Raw genomic sequence first — 18,706 nt, 5'->3', positions numbered from 1 at the left:
ATGAGATCGTTAGCTGATTTCGAATTTAATAAAGCGCCGCTGTGCGAAGGCATGATCCTGGCTTGCGAAGCAATCCGCCGCGATTTTCCCTCGCAAGATGTTTACGACGAACTGGAGCGTCTCGTTAGTCTGGCGAAGGAAGAAATTAGCCAGCTTCTGCCATTAGAAGAGCAGCTGGAAAAATTAATCGCGCTGTTTTACGGCGAATGGGGGTTTAAAGCCTCACGTGGTGTTTATCGTCTTTCCGATGCATTATGGCTTGATCAAGTGCTAAAAAATCGGCAGGGCAGTGCGGTATCGTTAGGCGCCGTTTTATTGTGGGTTGCTAATCGTCTCGATTTGCCGCTATTGCCGGTGATATTCCCGACGCAGCTTATATTGCGCATAGAATGCCCGGACGGAGAAATCTGGCTGATTAACCCTTTTAACGGTGAATCATTAAGCGAACATATGCTGGATGTGTGGTTAAAGGGAAATATCAGCCCGTCTGCGGAACTGTTTTATGAAGACCTGGATGAAGCCGATAACATTGAGGTTATCCGTAAACTGTTGGATACGCTGAAAGCGTCGCTGATGGAAGAAAATCAGATGGAACTGGCGTTACGCACCAGCGAGGCCTTATTACAATTTAACCCGGAAGATCCGTATGAAATTCGCGATCGTGGGTTGATTTACGCGCAACTGGATTGCGAACACGTTGCGTTGAATGATTTAAATTATTTCGTTGAACAGTGTCCGGAAGACCCGATCAGCGAAATGATACGTGCGCAAATTAACAACATCGCGCATAAACATATTGTGCTGCATTAATTAATCGACACTTTACTTAAGATTAAGGCGATCCTATGAAACAAAAAGTGGTTAGCATTGGCGACATCAACGTAGCAAATGACCTGCCGTTCGTGCTGTTTGGTGGTATGAACGTGCTGGAATCTCGCGATCTGGCGATGCGCATTTGCGAACACTATGTAACCGTAACCCAGAAACTGGGTATCCCTTACGTGTTCAAAGCCTCTTTTGACAAAGCCAACCGTTCCTCCATCCACTCTTATCGTGGACCAGGACTGGAAGAAGGGATGAAAATCTTCCAGGAACTGAAACAGACATTTGGCGTAAAAATTATCACTGACGTTCACGAGCCAAGCCAGGCACAGCCTGTTGCTGATGTGGTAGATGTTATTCAGTTGCCAGCGTTTCTTGCTCGCCAGACTGACCTGGTGGAGGCAATGGCGAAGACTGGCGCGGTAATTAACGTCAAGAAACCACAGTTCGTGAGCCCAGGCCAAATGGGTAATATCGTTGATAAATTCAAAGAAGGCGGCAACGATAAAGTGATTCTTTGTGACCGTGGCGCTAACTTCGGTTACGACAACCTGGTCGTTGATATGCTGGGCTTCAGCATAATGAAGAAAGTCTCTGGCAACTCCCCGGTAATTTTCGACGTTACCCACGCACTGCAATGCCGCGATCCGTTTGGTGCAGCTTCTGGTGGTCGCCGCGCCCAGGTTGCCGAACTGGCACGTGCCGGTATGGCTGTAGGTCTGGCTGGGCTGTTTATTGAAGCGCATCCGGATCCGGAACATGCTAAATGCGACGGTCCATCCGCGCTGCCGCTGGCTAAACTGGAGCCGTTCCTCAAGCAGATGAAAGCGATTGATGATCTGGTTAAAGGTTTCGAAGAGCTGGATACCAGCAAGTAATCTTTTCTGCTTTGAAAACAAAGGCCTTATCGTTCTACGGTAGGGCTTTTTTCATGGTCAAAGAAGACAAAAAAGGCCGCAGGCTGTTACCCCTGCGGCCGGTTTCGGGCGCATATTGCCATCACGGCAGCCTGACGCCCGTTTTCACCTTACTTCCGACTACGCCACCAGCCAACAATCGCTGCGGTAATAATTCCCGCAAGGATCGGTGCTGCCAGGTCGTGCCAGAAAATCATGGCAAACTGCGCGAGCGTCATATAGCCGCCTTGTTGTAATGACAACATTTTGCGGCTATTCTTGAATTGTTGATGGTTCAAGATTAGCCCCCGTTCTGTTGTCAGGTTTGACCTCTCAACGTGCGGGGGTTTTCTCTTTCCAGCAACCAATGCCACCAGGGATAAAGCCCCCGCAACATTGCGCCTCACCGGATAACTCCGGCTTGGTGTCGATATTACGTCTCAATTTATATTCACTTCATCCCTGAAATGTTTGCAATGAAGAGTGCATTCCGGCTTTTCAACAGCAGTTGCAGTTGTTTCATGAGTGCACTGGATGAGCTTCCAGATCTGGTTGCCAGTGTCTACTTGTGGAAGAGATAAATACAAAAAAGGCCGCAGGCTGTTAACCCTGCGGCCGGTTTCGGGCGCATATTGCCATTACGGCAGCCTGACGCCCGTTTTCACCTTACTTCCGGCTACGCCACCAGCTGACAATCGCTGCGGTAATAATTCCCGCAAGGATCGGTGCTGCCAGGTCGTGCCAGAAAATCACGGCAAACTGCGCGAGCGTCATATAACCGCCTTTTTGTTGTAATGACAACATTTCGCGGCTATTCTTGAATTGTTCTGGTTCAAGATTAGCCCCCGTTCTGTTGTCAGGTTTGACCTCTCAACGTGCGGGGGTTTTCTCTTTCCAGCAACCAATGCCGCCAGGGATAAAGCCCCCACAACATTGCGCCTCACCGGATAACTCCGGCTTGGTGTGGATACTACGGCTCAATTTATATTCACTTCATCCCTGAAATGTGCGCAATGCTGTACGCGTTCCGGCTTTTCATCAGCTGTTGCAGTGGTTTCGTGCAGGTTGTGGTACAGGCTCGCAAATCTGATTAACGATCTGTTCAGGTAGTATGAAGAAATACTATAAGCAGATAATTTTTATTATCTCCTCCGATTTCCGCCATCGGAGGAGATATAAATGTCAGGCAAATATTGTCATTAAATAAGCTACAAACAGTGCCAGATGCGCCGCGCCGTTGAGTACGTTAGTACGGCCAGTCGAAAATGAAATATGGCACAGTACCAAAGAGGCTACCATTACCACCATCTCTGGTGCGCCCAGAGCAAACTGCAATTCATTACCCGTCATAAAGGCGATAAGCGTTACGACAGGTACGGTAAGCGAAATAGTCGCTAATACCGAACCAAAGAACAGATTCATCGCGCGCTGGACCTGGTTGCTTAAAACTGCTTTTAACGCGCCTAAACCTTCCGGCGACAGAATCAATAGCGCTACCAGGAAACCGGTAAAGGCCACCGGCGCATTCATGCTGGTGAGCAATGTTTCCAGCGGGCTGGCGTTCATTTTGGTGACCGCAATAACGGCAATTAGATGGATGATTAACCAGATGGCATGCCACAGGCTGCTATGAGCGGACGGTTTGCCATGATGCGGATCGTCATCATCGCTGTCATCTTCATGCTCATAGACAAACAGGCTTTGATGCGTTTTGGTTTGAATCAGCAAAAATACGCCGTACATCGCTGCGGAAATTAATGCCACAAGTAACGCCTGACCGGTCGAAAAATTCGCCGCAGGCAGCGCCATCGGAAATACCAGCACGATTATGGCTAATGGGAACAGGGCAATTAAATACTGTTTAATACCAAACAGATTCATATATTGGGTAGCAAATTTACGTCCACCCAGCAGTAATGAAAAACCAACCAGTCCGCCGGTAACAATCATAATGATTGAATAGAGCGTATCTCGCATTAACGTCGGCGCTGCATCGCCGGTCGCCATTAAGGCTGAAATCAAACTGACTTCAAGAATAACGACGGAAAGGCTAAGAATAAGCGAACCGTAAGGTTCACCCAGACGATGGGCTAGTACGTCCGCATGACGGACAACACTAAAAGCACTGCTTAAAATACCAATAAGAGCAAGAAGGTTGATGCCAATAACCACTGGTAGTGTTTGGCTGCTTCCCCACAGGGACAGCACTACCAGCGCCAGAACCGGGAAAATAAGTGAAGTCTCCTTGTGGCGGGTTTTTACCGCCTCGTGAGCATTTGTCATTATGGTTATCCTTTGCAGATGAATTTGTTGGAAATGTAATAAATAGGCAGGAAAAATAACAGAAAGTGTCAGGATATCGGTAACATTTTACGAAATTTTACCCCGTAGTCGTTTTTTTACTCTTCGGAGCATAAAAATAAGCTACGTGTTTAGACAATGTTTGTATTAGCGTCTCTTGAGGATAGTCTGATGTGAGAATTCTTATGTTCTGGCAAGAGGGGATATTGTTGACCACACTTAATGTTCAATTTTAATAAAGGAGTCAACAATGCCGTATAAAACGAAAAGCGACCTGCCGGAAAGCGTAAAACACGTTTTACCCACTCATGCCCAGGATATCTATAAAGAAGCATTCAACAGCGCCTGGGAGCAATATAAAGATAAAGAAGACCGGCGTGATGATGCCAGTCGCGAAGAGACAGCGCATAAAGTGGCCTGGGCTGCGGTGAAACATGAATATGCAAAAGGCGATGATGATAAATGGCATAAAAAATCGTAAAACTCAGCGGCGAGTTAAAGCTATTCGTGCGGTGTTGCCTTGCAAGTGGTCTGTGGATTGCATATTGTCCCAATAGTGGTTTCAAAATGAGCAGTAAAAATGTCCGGAAGACACCAAAAAGTTGTCACAGGGAAGTATGCAGTGGCGGAGGTGTAAGGTGATAACGCGTGATTTCTTGATGAATGCCGATTGTAAAACGGCATTTGGTGCCATTGAAGAATCACTCTTATGGTCGGCAGAACAACGGGCGGCCTCGCTGGCGGCGACGCTGTCTTGTCGACCTGATGAGGGACCGGTGTGGATCTTCGGCTATGGATCATTAATGTGGAATCCGGCGCTGGAGTTTACCGAGTCGTGCACCGGTACGCTGGTTGGGTGGCATCGTGCTTTCTGTTTGCGGCTTACTGCCGGGCGGGGGACTGCGCACCAGCCGGGGAGGATGCTTGCACTGAAAGAGGGCGGGCGTACCACGGGCGTTGCGTATCGTCTGCCGGAAGAGTCTCTGGAGCAGGAGCTGACCTTACTGTGGAAGCGTGAGATGATTACTGGCTGCTATCTGCCGTCCTGGTGTCAGCTTCATCTTGACGATGGCCGCACCGTCAATGCGCTGGTGTTCATTATGGACCCGCGCCATCCTGAGTATGAGTCCGATACCCGCGCTCAGGTGATTGCCCCGTTGATTGCTGCGGCGAGTGGGCCATTAGGAACCAACGCACAGTACTTGTTTTCCCTGGAACAAGCACTTAACAAACTGGGGATGCAGGATGACGGGCTGAGTGATTTACTGGTGTCGGTGAAAAAACTTCTGACGGAAAATTACCCGGATGGTGTGTTACGGCCCGGGTTTGCCCGATAAAACATGTTAGCAGTGGGGCATCTCTATTATCTTGAGCGCCCCATACTTACGTTAAAATGTGAGCACTTTATCGGCAAGCAGCGTCCATTGCGCCAGTTCTACCAGAGTACCAATTTCCACTCCATCAATCAGTGGTAGTGCGCTGATGCCACGACCATCGGTGCAGGTTTTGCACAATTTCACTGGCACATTTTGCGCCGTGAGGATCTCCAGCATTTGCTGAATGTTATAGCCTTCCCCAGGTTTTTGTCCGCGCAATCCGGCAGTGACCGCATCAGACATCAGGAATAGACGCAGATCCAGGTAGCTTTCCTGCTCTCGTAGCGCAATGGCCAGCCGCAGGCTGTTAAATAAGGATTCGCTCCCGTAGGGTGCGCCATTGGCAACGATCACGATTCTTTGCATTATTTACTCCTGTATTCAGGGAATTAGATGTTCAGTTTCTATCTTACAGCTTGTGTGCTGTCTGACCAATCCGTCACATTTTTTAGGATTTGTCATAAAGCATGCAAAAGTACAAGAAAAATTACCAGTAATCGTTATTCTATAAAGCTGTAGCTGTTCATTTTTATTGGAAATTACTGACGTTTTGAGCCGTTTCGTCCCCCGCATTATCGCAATTTGTTTACTCTTGCTGCTGGCAGGCGGTATAGCTAGCGCACAGTCCTCTTTTAAACAGCAAGCGGCAAATCCTTTTGATAACGACAGTGACGGTCTTCCTGACTTAGGAATGGCTGCGGAAAATCATGATGGTGAAAAACATTTTGCTGAAATTGTGAAAGATTTTGGTGAAACCAGTATGACTGATAAAGGTCAGGACACTGGCGAGCAGGCGAGAGCTTTTGCGTTGGGAAAAGTCCGCGATGCGCTTAGCCAGCAGGTCAATCAGCACGTGGAATCCTGGCTATCGCCGTGGGGGAACGCCAGTGTCGACGTCAAAGTGGATAACGAAGGACATTTTACAGGTAGCCGGGGGAGCTGGTTTGTACCGCTACAGGATAACGACCGTTATCTTACATGGAGCCAGATTGGGCTCACTCAGCAGGATGATGGTCTGGTCAGTAACCTTGGCGCAGGCCAACGCTGGGCGCGTGGCAACTGGCTGGTGGGATATAACACTTTTTATGACAACTTGCTGGATCAAAATCTCCAGCGAGCAGGTTTCGGTGCCGAAGCGTGGGGGGAATATTTGCGGTTGTCAGCAAATTATTATCAGCCTTTTGCCTCCTGGCGTGAACAGACCGCCACGCTCGAGCAACGAATGGCGCGTGGTTACGACTTGACGGCCCGGATGCGGATGCCGTTTTACCAGCATATCAACACCAGCGTTAGCCTCGAACAATATTTTGGTCAGAGTGTTGATTTGTTTAACACCGGCACGGGTTATCACAATCCCGTCGCCTTGAGTCTTGGACTAAATTACACACCTGTCCCACTCGTTACAGTAACCGCCCTGCATAAACAGGGGGAAAGTGGAGAAAGGCAAAATAACCTCGGACTGAATATTAACTACCGTTTTGGCGTGCCGCTCAACAAACAGCTTTCTGCTGGCGAAGTTGCTGAAAGCCAGTCGCTACGCGGTAGTCGCTATGACAATCCGCAGCGAAATAATCTGCCGACTATTGAGTATCGGCAGCGTAAAACCTTAACGGTGTTTCTGGCGACACCGCCCTGGGATCTTAAACCTGGTGAAACCGTGCCACTGAAATTACAAATTCGCAGTCATTACGGTATTCGGCAATTGATCTGGCAGGGAGATACGCAGATGTTAAGTCTGACATCGGGAGCGACAGCCAATAGTGCGGATGGCTGGACGTTGATCATGCCGGACTGGCAAAGTGGGGAAGGGGCGAGCAATCAATGGCGATTGTCGGTAGTGGTGGAGGATAACCAGGGGCAGCGTGTCTCCTCCAATGAGATCACGCTAACGCTTGCCGAACCTTTCGACGCAATGTCGAACGACGAACCGATCTGGGAACCGTAATCAGAAAATACGTTCCTGATGCACCCATACCGCAGCTTCTACACGAGATTTGAGCTTCATTTTTTTCAGCATGTGTTTCACATGCACTTTAACCGTGCTTTCAGTGATGTCCAGGCGACGGGCAATCATCTTATTCGGTAAGCCCTGAGCTATTAGTTTTAGAATGTCGCGTTCACGTGGCGTTAACTGGTTAACATCACGCTCAGTCGTAGCGCGGTTAGCGCGCAGGCTGGCGGCCAGAACAGGGGTTAACGCTTCGCTTAAGACCATTTCGCCAGCGGCAGCCTGATGCAATGCTTTCAGTAAATCTTCTGGCTCCATATCTTTTAACAGATAGCCATCTGCACCACGTTTCAATGCGGTTACCACGTCCTCTTCATGGTTAGAGACGCTGAACACCACAATGCGGCCGGAGAGGGACTTTTCGCGCAGTTTATCCAGCGTTTCCAGACCGTTCATGCCGGGCATATTGAGATCTAACAGGATCAGATCGGGATCAAGAGACTCCGCCAGTTCAATACCCTGTTCGCCATTACTCGCTTCGCCAACCACGGTGATATCTGGTGCCATACTAATAAGCTGTTTTACGCCAGTTCGCAGCATCGGGTGATCGTCAATCAGCAGGATAGTAGCCGGTTCCTGATTACTCATGGGTATCTCCTTGGACGTCTGTGAAAGTTTTTTCGGGAATAAAGGTGACCACCACTTCGGTGCCACCTGATTCACGACGGCGGACGCGGCAATCGCCTCGTAAACTTTGCGCACGGTCGCGCATTATTATCATGCCGTAGTGATTGCTGCGGATGGCATTTTCAGGCACGCCGCAGCCATTATCCTGAACGGTCAGTTTTACCTGATTATCGTTTTGCGCCACCGTAACCACCACCTCACTTGCTTGCGAATGTTTGAGGGCGTTACTTAATGCCTCACGGGCAATTTGCAACAGATGGATTGCCTGATGTGAAGGCACCAGACGTGGCGGCAATTGGTAATTCAGCTTCACCGGGAAGCCAAATTTGGCGCTGTACTCTTCGCAGCTCGCCTCCAGTGCGGGACGTAATCCTGGTTCGGTGAGCTGTAAACGAAATGTGGTGAGTAACTCACGCAACTGCGCCCAGGACGCATTCAGTTCGTTACGGATCTGGCTTAACAGTTCGCGGCTGCTTTCTGGCAGCGCGTCGCCTTGCATCTGTAAACAACTTACCTGCATTTTCATGCAAGAGAGCGATTGAGCAATAGAATCATGCAGTTCGCGCGCAATGGTGGCACGCTCTTCCATCACGATCAACTGCTGCTGGCGCTCCTGATGGCGATCCAACGCCAGCGTGGCGGTGAGCTGTTCAACCAGGGTATCCACCAGTTGTTGTTGATCATGGCTAAGATGACGCCCCTGCGGCAGGGTAGCCAGCAAAATACCATACTGCATATGAGAATCCGCTAACCGCCATTTCAACGTAGTGCCGCGATCGCCAACGGGTAAAACGCCGCGTGGGCAGAGATGGCAGCCTTTATCATCGCAAGTCATATCTGGCTGACAGGTGAACTCCTGATGGTTCTCTTCATCTTCCGTGTCATATACCCGTAGTTCGATATCACGCAACAAGGTTAAATTTTGCAGACCGTTAAGCACAGGCGACAGGCGTTCACACAGCGGAGCGCGGGAATGCAAACGGCGGTTGGCCTGCCACAAAAAAGAGAGAATCTGATTTTTATGCTCCAGTCCGGCAGTTTTCTCCTGTACCCGCTGCTCAAGCACGGCATAACTTTCCGCCAGTTCAGCAGACATATTGTTCAGTGCAGTCCCCAACATCGCCATCTCGTTGCGTCCGCTGATATTCGCTCTCTTGCTAAAATCGCGATGACTGACGGCGCTGGCCATTGCCAGTAATTGTCGCCACGGTTGAAGCAAACGCGCTCGCAGCCAGATAATGGTAAACACCAGTAAAAGCGCCATAAAGACCGCCATTACCCGGTGGACCAGCACAACTGTCTCAATACGCGTTTCGGTGGTGCGATCGAAACCAGAAACCAGCTTATCAAGCCCGGCAACAAACTGGCTGACGTCTGCCGACACCGTTTCGCGGTTTTGTGCACGCAACAGCGCAGGAATCAATTCATTGCGCCAGTAATCCTGTAGCCCCTGTAATTGCGCCAGTTGCCCGTCTCGTTCTGCCGCACGAGTTAACTCGGTGCTAAATGCCGTTTGTTCCATCTCTTTGATTAAGGGCTTGTCATTCTCGCTTAATGGCACAGCCGCCAGCAGACGGTAACTTTGCATGCGCAGCGATCCCGCTTTGTTGATCGCATGGGCGCTGCCCTGAACGCCTTGCACCAGCCAGCCAGAAACTGCCATCCCCGCCAGTCCAATGGCGGTAGAAAGCAAAACAATCAGCGCAACCTGATTAACCAGGGTGAGCGGAGAGAGACAACGTTTAAGCATATAAACCTCTTCCTTCAGGCTTTGAATGAGCAATAACCTTAATGAATGTGACGATACATTCTGGAATGGCAGTATTCTCGGCTATTGGCTGAAGTATACCCATACCCGGAAAGAGTTACTCCTTATTTGCCGTGTGGTTAGTCGCTTTACGTCAGTAAGGGTAGGGATTTTACAGTGTCGTGAAAAATCTCAAAATTTTTATGAAATCTCTGTACTCACTATGGGTAATGATAAATATCAATGATAGATAAAGTTATATTGTCGTTTGATTTACATCAAATTGCCTTTGGCTACAGACACTAAGGTGGCAGACATCGAAACGAGTATCAGAGGTGTCTATGAGTCACTCATCCGCCCCCGAAAGGGCTACTGGAGCAGTCATTACAGATTGGCGACCGGAAGATCCTGCGTTCTGGCAACAACGCGGTCAACGCATCGCCAGCCGTAACCTGTGGATTTCCGTTCCCTGCCTGCTTCTGGCGTTTTGCGTATGGATGTTATTCAGTGCCGTTGCGGTGAACCTACCGAAAGTCGGCTTTAATTTTACGACCGATCAGCTATTTATGCTGACTGCGCTACCTTCAGTTTCTGGCGCATTATTACGTGTTCCATACTCCTTTATGGTTCCAATCTTCGGTGGTCGTCGCTGGACAGCATTCAGCACCGGTATTCTGATTATTCCTTGCGTCTGGCTGGGTTTTGCCGTTCAGGATACCTCCACGCCTTATAGCGTCTTCATCATCATCTCTCTGCTGTGCGGCTTTGCTGGCGCGAACTTCGCCTCCAGTATGGCAAACATCAGCTTCTTCTTTCCGAAGCAGAAGCAGGGTGGCGCGCTGGGCCTGAATGGTGGTCTGGGCAACATGGGTGTCAGCGTCATGCAGCTGGTTGCTCCGCTGGTGGTATCACTATCAATTTTTGCTGCATTTGGTAGCCAGGGTGTAACACAGCCTGATGGCACCGAGCTGTATCTGGCGAACGCGTCCTGGGTATGGGTGCCGTTCCTCGCCATCTTCACCATCGCGGCGTGGTTTGGCATGAACGACCTTGCTACCTCGAAAGCCTCCATCAAGGAGCAGTTACCGGTACTCAAACGTGGGCATCTGTGGATTATGAGCCTGCTGTATCTGGCAACCTTCGGCTCCTTCATCGGTTTCTCTGCGGGCTTTGCCATGTTGTCAAAAACGCAGTTCCCGGACGTGCAGATTCTGCACTACGCCTTCTTCGGACCGTTTATTGGCGCACTGGCGCGTTCTGCTGGTGGTGCATTGTCTGACCGTCTTGGCGGTACCCGTGTCACGCTGGTGAACTTCGTGCTGATGGCGATTTTCAGTGGCTTGCTGTTCCTCACCTTACCGACTGACGGGCAGGGCGGAAGCTTTATGGCGTTCTTTGCGGTCTTCCTGGCGCTGTTCCTGACCGCAGGGCTGGGTAGCGGTTCTACCTTCCAGATGATCTCCGTGATCTTCCGTAAACTGACGATGGATCGTGTGAAAGCAGAAGGCGGTTCTGACGAACGTGCTATGCGTGAAGCGGCAACCGACACAGCGGCGGCGCTGGGTTTCATCTCTGCGATTGGCGCTATCGGTGGCTTCTTTATCCCGAAAGCGTTCGGTAGCTCACTGGCATTAACGGGTTCGCCAGTCGGTGCAATGAAAGTATTTTTGATTTTCTATATCGCCTGCGTGGTGATTACCTGGGCGGTATACGGTCGGCATTCTAAAAAATAAATCGTAATATTTGATTATCCTTTGCGCGGCGTAATGTCGCGCTTTTTTTATTTGTCATTTAGTTACAACATACTTTGAGGGCGATAATTATTTTCAATTGCGTCAATTAAGCACCATTAATATGTCATCCATGGGGGATACTCCTTAATACCCACCTGTATAAAAATCCGAAATGTATAAATGTGAGATAGCATAAAAACCATTAATTTACAGTCTGTTAGATATAAGCCATTAATTACCCTTAAGGAGTATCTTAGGAATTTACTTTATTTTTCATCCCCACCACTCTTGATCGTTATCAATTCCCACGTTGTTTCAGAGCGTTACCTTGCCTTTAAACATTAGCAATGTCGATTTATCAGAGAGCCGACAGGCTCCCACAGGAGAAAACCGATGAGTAAATTCCTGGACCGGTTTCGCTACTTCAAGCAGAAGGGCGAAACCTTTGCCGATGGGCATGGCCAGCTTCTCAATACCAACCGTGACTGGGAGGATGGATATCGCCAGCGTTGGCAGCATGACAAAATCGTCCGCTCTACCCACGGGGTAAACTGCACCGGCTCCTGTAGCTGGAAAATCTACGTTAAAAACGGTCTGGTGACCTGGGAAACCCAGCAGACTGACTATCCGCGTACCCGTCCGGACCTGCCAAACCATGAACCTCGCGGCTGCCCGCGCGGTGCCAGCTACTCCTGGTATCTTTACAGCGCCAACCGCCTGAAATACCCGATGATGCGCAAACGCCTGATGAAAATGTGGCGTGAAGCGAAGGCGCTGCATAGCGATCCGGTTGAGGCATGGGCTTCTATTATCGAAGACGCCGATAAAGCGAAAAGCTTTAAGCAGGCGCGTGGACGCGGTGGTTTTGTTCGTTCTTCGTGGCAGGAAGTGAACGAACTGATCGCCGCCTCTAACGTTTACACCATCAAAAACTACGGCCCGGACCGTGTCGCTGGCTTCTCGCCAATTCCGGCAATGTCGATGGTTTCTTACGCATCGGGTGCGCGCTATCTCTCGCTGATTGGCGGTACTTGCTTGAGCTTCTACGACTGGTACTGCGACCTGCCTCCTGCGTCTCCGCAAACCTGGGGCGAGCAAACTGACGTTCCGGAATCCGCTGACTGGTACAACTCCAGCTACATCATCGCCTGGGGTTCAAACGTGCCGCAGACGCGTACCCCGGATGCTCACTTCTTTACTGAAGTGCGTTACAAAGGCACCAAAACTGTTGCCGTAACGCCGGACTACGCTGAAATCGCCAAACTGTGCGATCTGTGGCTGGCACCGAAACAGGGCACCGATGCGGCAATGGCGCTGGCGATGGGCCACGTAATGCTGCGTGAATTCCACCTCGACAATCCAAGCCAATATTTCACCGACTATGTGCGTCGCTACACCGACATGCCAATGCTGGTGATGCTGGAAGAGCGCGACGGTTACTACGCCGCGGGTCGTATGCTGCGCGCTGCCGATCTGGTGGATGCGCTGGGCCAGGAAAACAATCCGGAATGGAAAACTGTCGCCTTTAATACCAATGGCGAAATGGTTGCGCCGAACGGTTCTATTGGCTTCCGCTGGGGCGAGAAGGGCAAATGGAATCTTGAACAGCGCGACGGCAAAACTGGCGAAGAAACCGAGCTGCAACTGAGCCTGCTGGGTAGCCAGGATGAGATCGCTGAAGTGGGCTTCCCGTACTTTGGTGGCGACGGCACGGAACACTTCAACAAAGTAGAACTGGAAAACATTCTGCTACACAAACTGCCGGTGAAACGCCTGCAACTGGCTGACGGCAGCACCGCCCTGGTGACCACCGTTTATGATCTGACGCTGGCAAACTACGGTCTGGAACGTGGCCTGAACGACGTTAACTGTGCAACCAGCTATGACGATGTGAAAGCTTACACCCCGGCCTGGGCTGAGCAGATTACCGGTGTTTCTCGCAGTCAGATTATCCGCATCGCCCGTGAATTTGCCGATAACGCTGACAAGACGCACGGTCGTTCGATGATTATCGTCGGTGCGGGTCTGAACCACTGGTATCACCTGGACATGAACTACCGTGGTCTGATCAACATGCTGATTTTCTGCGGTTGTGTCGGTCAGAGCGGGGGCGGCTGGGCGCACTATGTAGGTCAGGAAAAACTGCGTCCGCAAACCGGCTGGCAGCCGCTGGCGTTTGCCCTTGACTGGCAGCGTCCGGCGCGTCACATGAACAGCACCTCTTATTTCTATAACCACTCCAGCCAGTGGCGTTATGAAACCGTGACTGCGGAAGAACTGCTGTCGCCGATGGCGGATAAATCCCGCTATACCGGACACCTGATCGACTTTAACGTCCGTGCAGAACGCATGGGCTGGCTGCCATCTGCGCCGCAGTTAGGCACTAACCCGCTGACTATCGCTCGCGAAGCAGAAAAAGCCGGGATGAATCCGGTAGATTACACCGTGAAATCCCTGAAAGACGGTTCCATCCGTTTTGCGGCAGAACAACCAGAAAACGGTAAAAACCACCCGCGTAACCTGTTCATCTGGCGTTCTAACCTGCTCGGTTCTTCCGGTAAAGGTCATGAGTTTATGCTCAAGTACCTGCTGGGGACGGAGCACGGTATCCAGGGTAAAGATCTGGGGCAGCAGGGCGGCGTGAAGCCGGAAGAAGTGGACTGGCAGGACAATGGTCTGGAAGGCAAGCTGGATCTGGTGGTGACGCTGGACTTCCGTCTGTCGAGCACCTGTCTCTATTCCGACATCATTTTGCCGACGGCGACCTGGTACGAAAAAGACGACATGAATACTTCGGATATGCATCCGTTTATTCACCCGCTGTCTGCGGCGGTCGATCCGGCCTGGGAAGCGAAAAGCGACTGGGAAATCTACAAAGCTATCGCCAGGAAATTCTCCGAAGTGTGCGTCGGTCATCTGGGTAAAGAAACCGACATCGTCACGCTGCCTATCCAGCACGACTCTGCCGCTGAACTGGCACAGCCGCTGGATGTGAAAGACTGGAAAAAAGGCGAATGCGACCTGATCCCCGGTAAAACTGCACCGCACATTATGGTCGTAGAGCGCGATTATCCGGCAACTTACGAACGCTTTACCTCTATCGGTCCGTTGATGGAGAAAATCGGTAACGGTGGTAAAGGGATTGCCTGGAACACCCAGAGCGAGATGGATCTGCTGCGTAAGCTCAACTACACCAAAGCGGAAGGCCCGGCGAAAGGTCAGCCGATGCTGAACACCGCCATTGATGCGGCGGAGATGATCCTGACGCTGGCACCGGAAACCAACGGTCAGGTAGCCGTAAAAGCCTGGGCTGCCCTGAGCGAATTTACCGGTCGTGACCATACGCATCTGGCGCTGAATAAAGAAGACGAGAAGATCCGCTTCCGCGATATTCAGGCACAGCCGCGCAAAATTATCTCCAGCCCGACCTGGTCTGGTCTGGAAGATGAACACGTTTCTTACAACGCCGGTTACACCAACGTTCACGAGCTGATCCCATGGCGTACGCTCTCTGGTCGTCAGCAGCTGTATCAGGATCACCAGTGGATGCGTGATTTCGGTGAAAGCCTGCTGGTTTATCGTCCGCCGATTGACACCCGTTCGGTGAAAGAAGTGATGGGGCAGAAATCCAACGGTAATCCGGAAAAAGCGCTCAACTTCCTGACGCCGCACCAGAAGTGGGGGATCCACTCCACCTATAGCGACAACCTGCTGATGCTGACTTTAGGTCGCGGTGGTCCGGTGGTCTGGCTGAGTGAAGCCGATGCCAAAGATCTGGGTATCGCCGATAACGACTGGATTGAAGTCTTCAACAGCAACGGTGCACTGACTGCCCGTGCGGTTGTCAGCCAGCGTGTTCCGGCAGGGATGACGATGATGTACCACGCGCAGGAACGTATCGTTAACCTGCCTGGTTCGGAAATTACCCAACAGCGTGGTGGTATCCATAACTCGGTCACCCGTATCACGCCGAAACCGACGCATATGATCGGCGGCTATGCCCATCTGGCATACGGCTTTAACTACTACGGCACTGTAGGTTCTAACCGTGATGAGTTTGTTGTAGTGCGTAAGATGAAGAACATTGACTGGTTAGATGGCGAAGGCAATGACCAGGTACAGGAGAGCGTAAAATGAAAATTCGTTCACAAGTCGGCATGGTGCTGAATCTCGATAAGTGCATCGGCTGCCACACCTGTTCAGTTACCTGTAAAAACGTCTGGACCAGCCGCGAAGGCGTGGAATACGCGTGGTTCAACAACGTGGAAACCAAGCCGGGCCAGGGCTTCCCGACTGATTGGGAAAACCAGGAAAAATACAAAGGTGGCTGGATCCGTAAAATCAATGGCAAACTGCAGCCGCGCATGGGTAACCGCGCCATGCTGCTGGGTAAAATCTTCGCTAACCCGCATCTGCCGGGGATCGACGATTATTACGAGCCGTTCGATTTTGACTATCAGAACCTGCATACCGCGCCGGAAGGCAGCAAAGCGCAGCCGATTGCCCGTCCGCGTTCGCTGATTACCGGCGAACGGATGGCAAAAATCGAAAAAGGGCCGAACTGGGAAGATGACCTGGGCGGTGAGTTTGACAAGCTGGCGAAAGACAAGAACTTCGACAACATCCAGAAGGCGATGTATAGCCAGTTCGAAAACACCTTCATGATGTATTTGCCGCGCCTGTGCGAACACTGCCTGAACCCGGCATGTGTGGCGACCTGCCCGAGCGGTGCGATTTACAAGCGTGAAGAAGATGGCATCGTCCTGATCGACCAGGACAAATGCCGTGGCTGGCGTATGTGCATCACCGGATGCCCATACAAAAAAATCTACTTCAACTGGAAGAGCGGTAAGTCTGAGAAGTGCATCTTCTGTTATCCGCGTATTGAAGCCGGTCAGCCGACGGTGTGTTCAGAAACCTGTGTCGGTCGTATCCGTTATCTCGGCGTGCTGCTGTACGATGCGGACGCCATTGAACGTGCGGCCAGCACCGAGAACGAAAAAGATCTCTACCAGCGTCAGCTGGACGTGTTCCTCGATCCGAACGATCCGAAGGTCATCGAGCAGGCGATTAAAGATGGTATCCCGCTGAGCGTTATTGAAGCTGCGCAGCAGTCGCCGGTTTATAAAATGGCGATGGAATGGAAACTGGCGCTGCCGCTGCATCCGGAATATCGCACACTGCCGATGGTCTGGTACGTGCCGCCTTTGTCTCCGATTCAGTCTGCAGCAGACGCTGGCGAGTTGGGCAGCAACGGTATTTTGCCAGACGTCGAAAGCCTGCGTATCCCGGTACAGTATCTGGCGAACCTGCTGACCGCAGGCGACACCCAACCGGTACTGCGTGCGCTGAAACGCATGCTGGCGATGCGTCATTACAAACGTGCTGAAACCGTTGACGGTAAAGTTGATACCCGTGCGCTGGAAGAGGTCGGTCTGACCGAAGCCCAGGCGCAGGAAATGTATCGTTATCTGGCGATTGCTAACTACGAAGATCGTTTTGTGGTGCCGAGCAGTCATCGTGAACTGGCGCGGGAAGCCTTCCCGGAGAAAAATGGCTGCGGCTTTACCTTTGGTGACGGCTGCCACGGTTCAGATACCAAATTCAATCTGTTCAACAGCCGTCGTATCGATGCCATCGATGTGACCAGCAAAACGGAGCCGCATCCATGATCGAACTCGTGATTGTATCGCGTCTCCTTGAATATCCGGATGCTGCCTTATGGCAGCATCAACAGGAGATGTTCGAGGCGATTGCCGCGTCGGAAAATTTGTCGAAAGAAGATGCCCATGCACTGGGCATTTTCCTGCGCGATTTAACGGCGATGGATCCGCTGGATGCCCAGGCGCAGTACAGCGAACTGTACGATCGTGGTCGCGCCACGTCACTGTTGCTGTTCGAACATGTTCACGGTGAATCCCGCGATCGTGGTCAGGCGATGGTGGATTTACTGGCGCAGTACGAGCAGCACGGCTTGCAGTTAAACAGCCGCGAATTGCCGGACCATCTGCCGCTGTATCTGGAATACCTGGCGCAGCTGCCGCAAAGCGAAGCCGTGGAGGGTTTGAAAGACATTGCGCCGATTCTGGCATTGCTGAGCGCGCGTCTGCAACAGCGTGAAAGCCGTTATGCCGTGCTGTTTGATCTGCTGCTGAAACTGGCGAATACCGCTATCGACAGCGACAAAGTGGCGGAAAAAATTGCCGATGAAGCGCGCGACGATACGCCGCAGGCGCTGGATGCTGTCTGGGAAGAAGAGCAGGTTAAATTCTTTGCTGACAAAGGCTGCGGTGATTCAGCAATCACTGCTCATCAGCGTCGCTTTGCCGGTGCCGTCGCGCCGCAATATCTGAATATCACCACCGGAGGACAGCACTAATGCAATTCCTGAATATGTTCTTCTTTGATATCTACCCGTACATTGCCGGGGCGGTCTTCCTGATTGGTAGTTGGCTGCGTTATGACTACGGGCAGTACACCTGGCGCGCGGCATCCAGCCAGATGCTGGACCGTAAAGGAATGAACCTGGCGTCGAACCTGTTCCATATCGGGATTCTGGGGATTTTTGTCGGTCACTTCTTCGGTATGTTGACGCCGCACTGGATGTATGAAGCCTGGCTGCCGATTGAAGTGAAACAAAAAATGGCGATGTTTGCTGGTGGTGCCAGCGGCGTGCTGTGTCTGATTGGTGGCGTGCTGTTGCTGAAGCGTCGTCTGTTCAGCCCACGCGTGCGTGCAACCACTACCGGAGCGGATATCCTGATCCTGTCGCTGCTCGTTATCCAGTGCGCGCTGGGCCTGTTGACCATTCCGTTCTCCGCCCAGCATATGGACGGTAGCGAGATGATGAAACTGGTTGGCTGGGCGCAGTCGGTAGTGACCTTCCACGGTGGCGCTTCTCAACACCTTGATGGTGTCGCGTTTATCTTCCGTCTGCACTTGGTGTTGGGGATGACGTTATTCCTGCTGTTCCCGTTCTCGCGTCTGGTGCACATCTGGAGCGTACCGGTGGAGTATCTGACACGTAAGTATCAGCTGGTGCGCGCTCGCCACTAAGCGAATTTTAGTTCACATAGACCCTGCTTCGGCGGGGTTTTTTTATGGGCACGGTGCGGGGTGAGTTGTCGGATGCGCTTCGCTTATCCGACCTACAGGGGAGGATATTGTAGGTCCGGTAAACGCGGTGCCATTGGGCA

16 protein-coding genes are annotated in these 18,706 nt (G+C 51.4%); 10 read left to right on the top strand and 6 right to left on the bottom strand.

All coding sequences use genetic code 11. From position 1 onward, the window contains the following. Window positions 1-810: an invasion regulator SirB1 gene (gene sirB1 / locus D9597_RS13075; protein ID WP_001764444.1), complete on the top strand. Its 810-nt coding sequence runs from the start codon at window positions 1-3 to the stop codon at window positions 808-810. A 35-nt stretch (window positions 811-845) separates the two neighbouring features. After that, a complete protein-coding gene (kdsA, locus tag D9597_RS13070; RefSeq protein ID WP_000811058.1) occupies window positions 846-1,700 on the top strand; it encodes a 3-deoxy-8-phosphooctulonate synthase in 855 nt (284 codons plus the stop codon). 149 nt (window positions 1,701-1,849) lie between these two features. Here the strand turns inward: kdsA and D9597_RS13065 are convergent, their stop codons facing one another. The 3 genes from D9597_RS13065 to chaA all read right to left on the bottom strand — a co-directional run bounded on the left by D9597_RS13065 (window position 1,850) and on the right by chaA (window position 4,001). Continuing rightward, window positions 1,850-1,957 (bottom strand): type I toxin-antitoxin system toxin Ldr family protein, encoded by a 108-nt coding sequence (locus D9597_RS13065; RefSeq protein ID WP_130216147.1) that lies wholly within the window; start codon window positions 1,955-1,957, stop codon window positions 1,850-1,852. Window positions 1,958-2,384: 427 nt separating this feature from the next. Beyond that, window positions 2,385-2,492 carry a type I toxin-antitoxin system toxin Ldr family protein gene (locus tag D9597_RS13060; RefSeq protein ID WP_064528728.1) on the bottom strand — a complete coding sequence of 36 codons (108 nt, stop codon included), beginning with the start codon at window positions 2,490-2,492 and terminating at the stop codon, window positions 2,385-2,387. 408 nt (window positions 2,493-2,900) lie between these two features. Beyond that, window positions 2,901-4,001 (bottom strand): sodium-potassium/proton antiporter ChaA, encoded by a 1,101-nt coding sequence (chaA, locus tag D9597_RS13055; protein WP_130215998.1) that lies wholly within the window; start codon window positions 3,999-4,001, stop codon window positions 2,901-2,903. A gap of 268 nt (window positions 4,002-4,269) precedes the next feature. Between chaA and chaB the strand changes: the two genes are divergently transcribed. Then, the gene (gene chaB, locus D9597_RS13050; RefSeq protein ID WP_130216000.1) at window positions 4,270-4,500 is read left to right on the top strand and encodes a putative cation transport regulator ChaB; all 231 of its coding nucleotides are present in this window, start codon (window positions 4,270-4,272) and stop codon (window positions 4,498-4,500) included. Window positions 4,501-4,657: 157 nt separating this feature from the next. Continuing rightward, window positions 4,658-5,356 (top strand): glutathione-specific gamma-glutamylcyclotransferase, encoded by a 699-nt coding sequence (gene chaC, locus D9597_RS13045; RefSeq protein ID WP_130216001.1) that lies wholly within the window; start codon window positions 4,658-4,660, stop codon window positions 5,354-5,356. Window positions 5,357-5,407: 51 nt separating this feature from the next. Here chaC and ychN read toward each other — a convergent pair whose 3' ends face one another. Next, complete coding sequence (gene ychN, locus D9597_RS13040) at window positions 5,408-5,761, bottom strand: DsrE/F sulfur relay family protein YchN (protein WP_130222813.1); 354 nt, start codon at window positions 5,759-5,761, stop codon at window positions 5,408-5,410. 184 nt (window positions 5,762-5,945) lie between these two features. On the opposite strand from ychN, the gene D9597_RS13035 reads away from it, so the two are divergent. Next, complete coding sequence (locus D9597_RS13035; protein WP_130222811.1) at window positions 5,946-7,340, top strand: YchO/YchP family invasin; 1,395 nt, start codon at window positions 5,946-5,948, stop codon at window positions 7,338-7,340. On the opposite strand, the gene narL is transcribed toward D9597_RS13035, so the two are convergent. Continuing rightward, the gene (narL, locus tag D9597_RS13030; protein ID WP_000070491.1) at window positions 7,341-7,991 is read right to left on the bottom strand and encodes a two-component system response regulator NarL; all 651 of its coding nucleotides are present in this window, start codon (window positions 7,989-7,991) and stop codon (window positions 7,341-7,343) included. After that, the gene (narX, locus tag D9597_RS13025; protein WP_130222809.1) at window positions 7,984-9,780 is read right to left on the bottom strand and encodes a nitrate/nitrite two-component system sensor histidine kinase NarX; all 1,797 of its coding nucleotides are present in this window, start codon (window positions 9,778-9,780) and stop codon (window positions 7,984-7,986) included. Before narX ends, narL begins: the two co-directional genes overlap by 8 nt. A gap of 338 nt (window positions 9,781-10,118) precedes the next feature. On the opposite strand from narX, the gene narK reads away from it, so the two are divergent. The 5 genes from narK (at window position 10,119) to narI (ending at window position 18,566) form a co-directional block, all read left to right on the top strand. Beyond that, window positions 10,119-11,510 (top strand): nitrate transporter NarK, encoded by a 1,392-nt coding sequence (gene narK, locus D9597_RS13020; protein WP_130205687.1) that lies wholly within the window; start codon window positions 10,119-10,121, stop codon window positions 11,508-11,510. A gap of 393 nt (window positions 11,511-11,903) precedes the next feature. Further along, window positions 11,904-15,647 carry a nitrate reductase subunit alpha gene (locus tag D9597_RS13015; RefSeq protein ID WP_130222807.1) on the top strand — a complete coding sequence of 1,248 codons (3,744 nt, stop codon included), beginning with the start codon at window positions 11,904-11,906 and terminating at the stop codon, window positions 15,645-15,647. Continuing rightward, window positions 15,644-17,182 carry a nitrate reductase subunit beta gene (gene narH / locus D9597_RS13010; RefSeq protein ID WP_130222805.1) on the top strand — a complete coding sequence of 513 codons (1,539 nt, stop codon included), beginning with the start codon at window positions 15,644-15,646 and terminating at the stop codon, window positions 17,180-17,182. Before D9597_RS13015 ends, narH begins: the two co-directional genes overlap by 4 nt. Next, window positions 17,179-17,889, top strand: coding sequence for a nitrate reductase molybdenum cofactor assembly chaperone (gene narJ / locus D9597_RS13005; RefSeq protein WP_130222803.1), 711 nt, complete (start codon window positions 17,179-17,181; stop codon window positions 17,887-17,889). The genes narH and narJ overlap by 4 nt, the downstream gene beginning before the upstream one ends. Then, on the top strand, window positions 17,889-18,566 hold the full coding sequence (gene narI, locus D9597_RS13000; RefSeq protein ID WP_001160110.1) for a respiratory nitrate reductase subunit gamma: 678 nt from the start codon (window positions 17,889-17,891) through the stop codon (window positions 18,564-18,566). The genes narJ and narI overlap by 1 nt, the downstream gene beginning before the upstream one ends. Window positions 18,567-18,706 lie beyond the last annotated feature (140 nt).

The sequence above is a fragment of the Escherichia sp. E13S3 genome (assembly GCF_004212325.1).
Classification (GTDB): domain Bacteria; phylum Pseudomonadota; class Gammaproteobacteria; order Enterobacterales; family Enterobacteriaceae; genus Escherichia.
Note: the sequence above shows the minus strand (reverse complement) of the source record. Positions and strands in the feature narration are given on the sequence as shown.

What these genes read in the sequence shown, in the direction of transcription:
- narL (WP_000070491.1), bottom strand. Translation starts at nt 7,991, where the DNA reads ATGAGTAATCAGGAACCGGCTACTATCCTGCTGATTGACGATCACCCG.
- narX (WP_130222809.1), bottom strand. Translation starts at nt 9,780, where the DNA reads ATGCTTAAACGTTGTCTCTCTCCGCTCACCCTGGTTAATCAGGTTGCG.
- D9597_RS13060 (WP_064528728.1), bottom strand. Translation starts at nt 2,492, where the DNA reads ATGACGCTCGCGCAGTTTGCCGTGATTTTCTGGCACGACCTGGCAGCA.
- chaA (WP_130215998.1), bottom strand. Translation starts at nt 4,001, where the DNA reads ATGACAAATGCTCACGAGGCGGTAAAAACCCGCCACAAGGAGACTTCA.
- narJ (WP_130222803.1), top strand. Translation starts at nt 17,179, where the DNA reads ATGATCGAACTCGTGATTGTATCGCGTCTCCTTGAATATCCGGATGCT.
- sirB1 (WP_001764444.1), top strand. Translation starts at nt 1, where the DNA reads ATGAGATCGTTAGCTGATTTCGAATTTAATAAAGCGCCGCTGTGCGAA.
- narH (WP_130222805.1), top strand. Translation starts at nt 15,644, where the DNA reads ATGAAAATTCGTTCACAAGTCGGCATGGTGCTGAATCTCGATAAGTGC.
- narI (WP_001160110.1), top strand. Translation starts at nt 17,889, where the DNA reads ATGCAATTCCTGAATATGTTCTTCTTTGATATCTACCCGTACATTGCC.
- chaB (WP_130216000.1), top strand. Translation starts at nt 4,270, where the DNA reads ATGCCGTATAAAACGAAAAGCGACCTGCCGGAAAGCGTAAAACACGTT.
- ychN (WP_130222813.1), bottom strand. Translation starts at nt 5,761, where the DNA reads ATGCAAAGAATCGTGATCGTTGCCAATGGCGCACCCTACGGGAGCGAA.
- D9597_RS13065 (WP_130216147.1), bottom strand. Translation starts at nt 1,957, where the DNA reads ATGACGCTCGCGCAGTTTGCCATGATTTTCTGGCACGACCTGGCAGCA.
- narK (WP_130205687.1), top strand. Translation starts at nt 10,119, where the DNA reads ATGAGTCACTCATCCGCCCCCGAAAGGGCTACTGGAGCAGTCATTACA.
- D9597_RS13015 (WP_130222807.1), top strand. Translation starts at nt 11,904, where the DNA reads ATGAGTAAATTCCTGGACCGGTTTCGCTACTTCAAGCAGAAGGGCGAA.
- kdsA (WP_000811058.1), top strand. Translation starts at nt 846, where the DNA reads ATGAAACAAAAAGTGGTTAGCATTGGCGACATCAACGTAGCAAATGAC.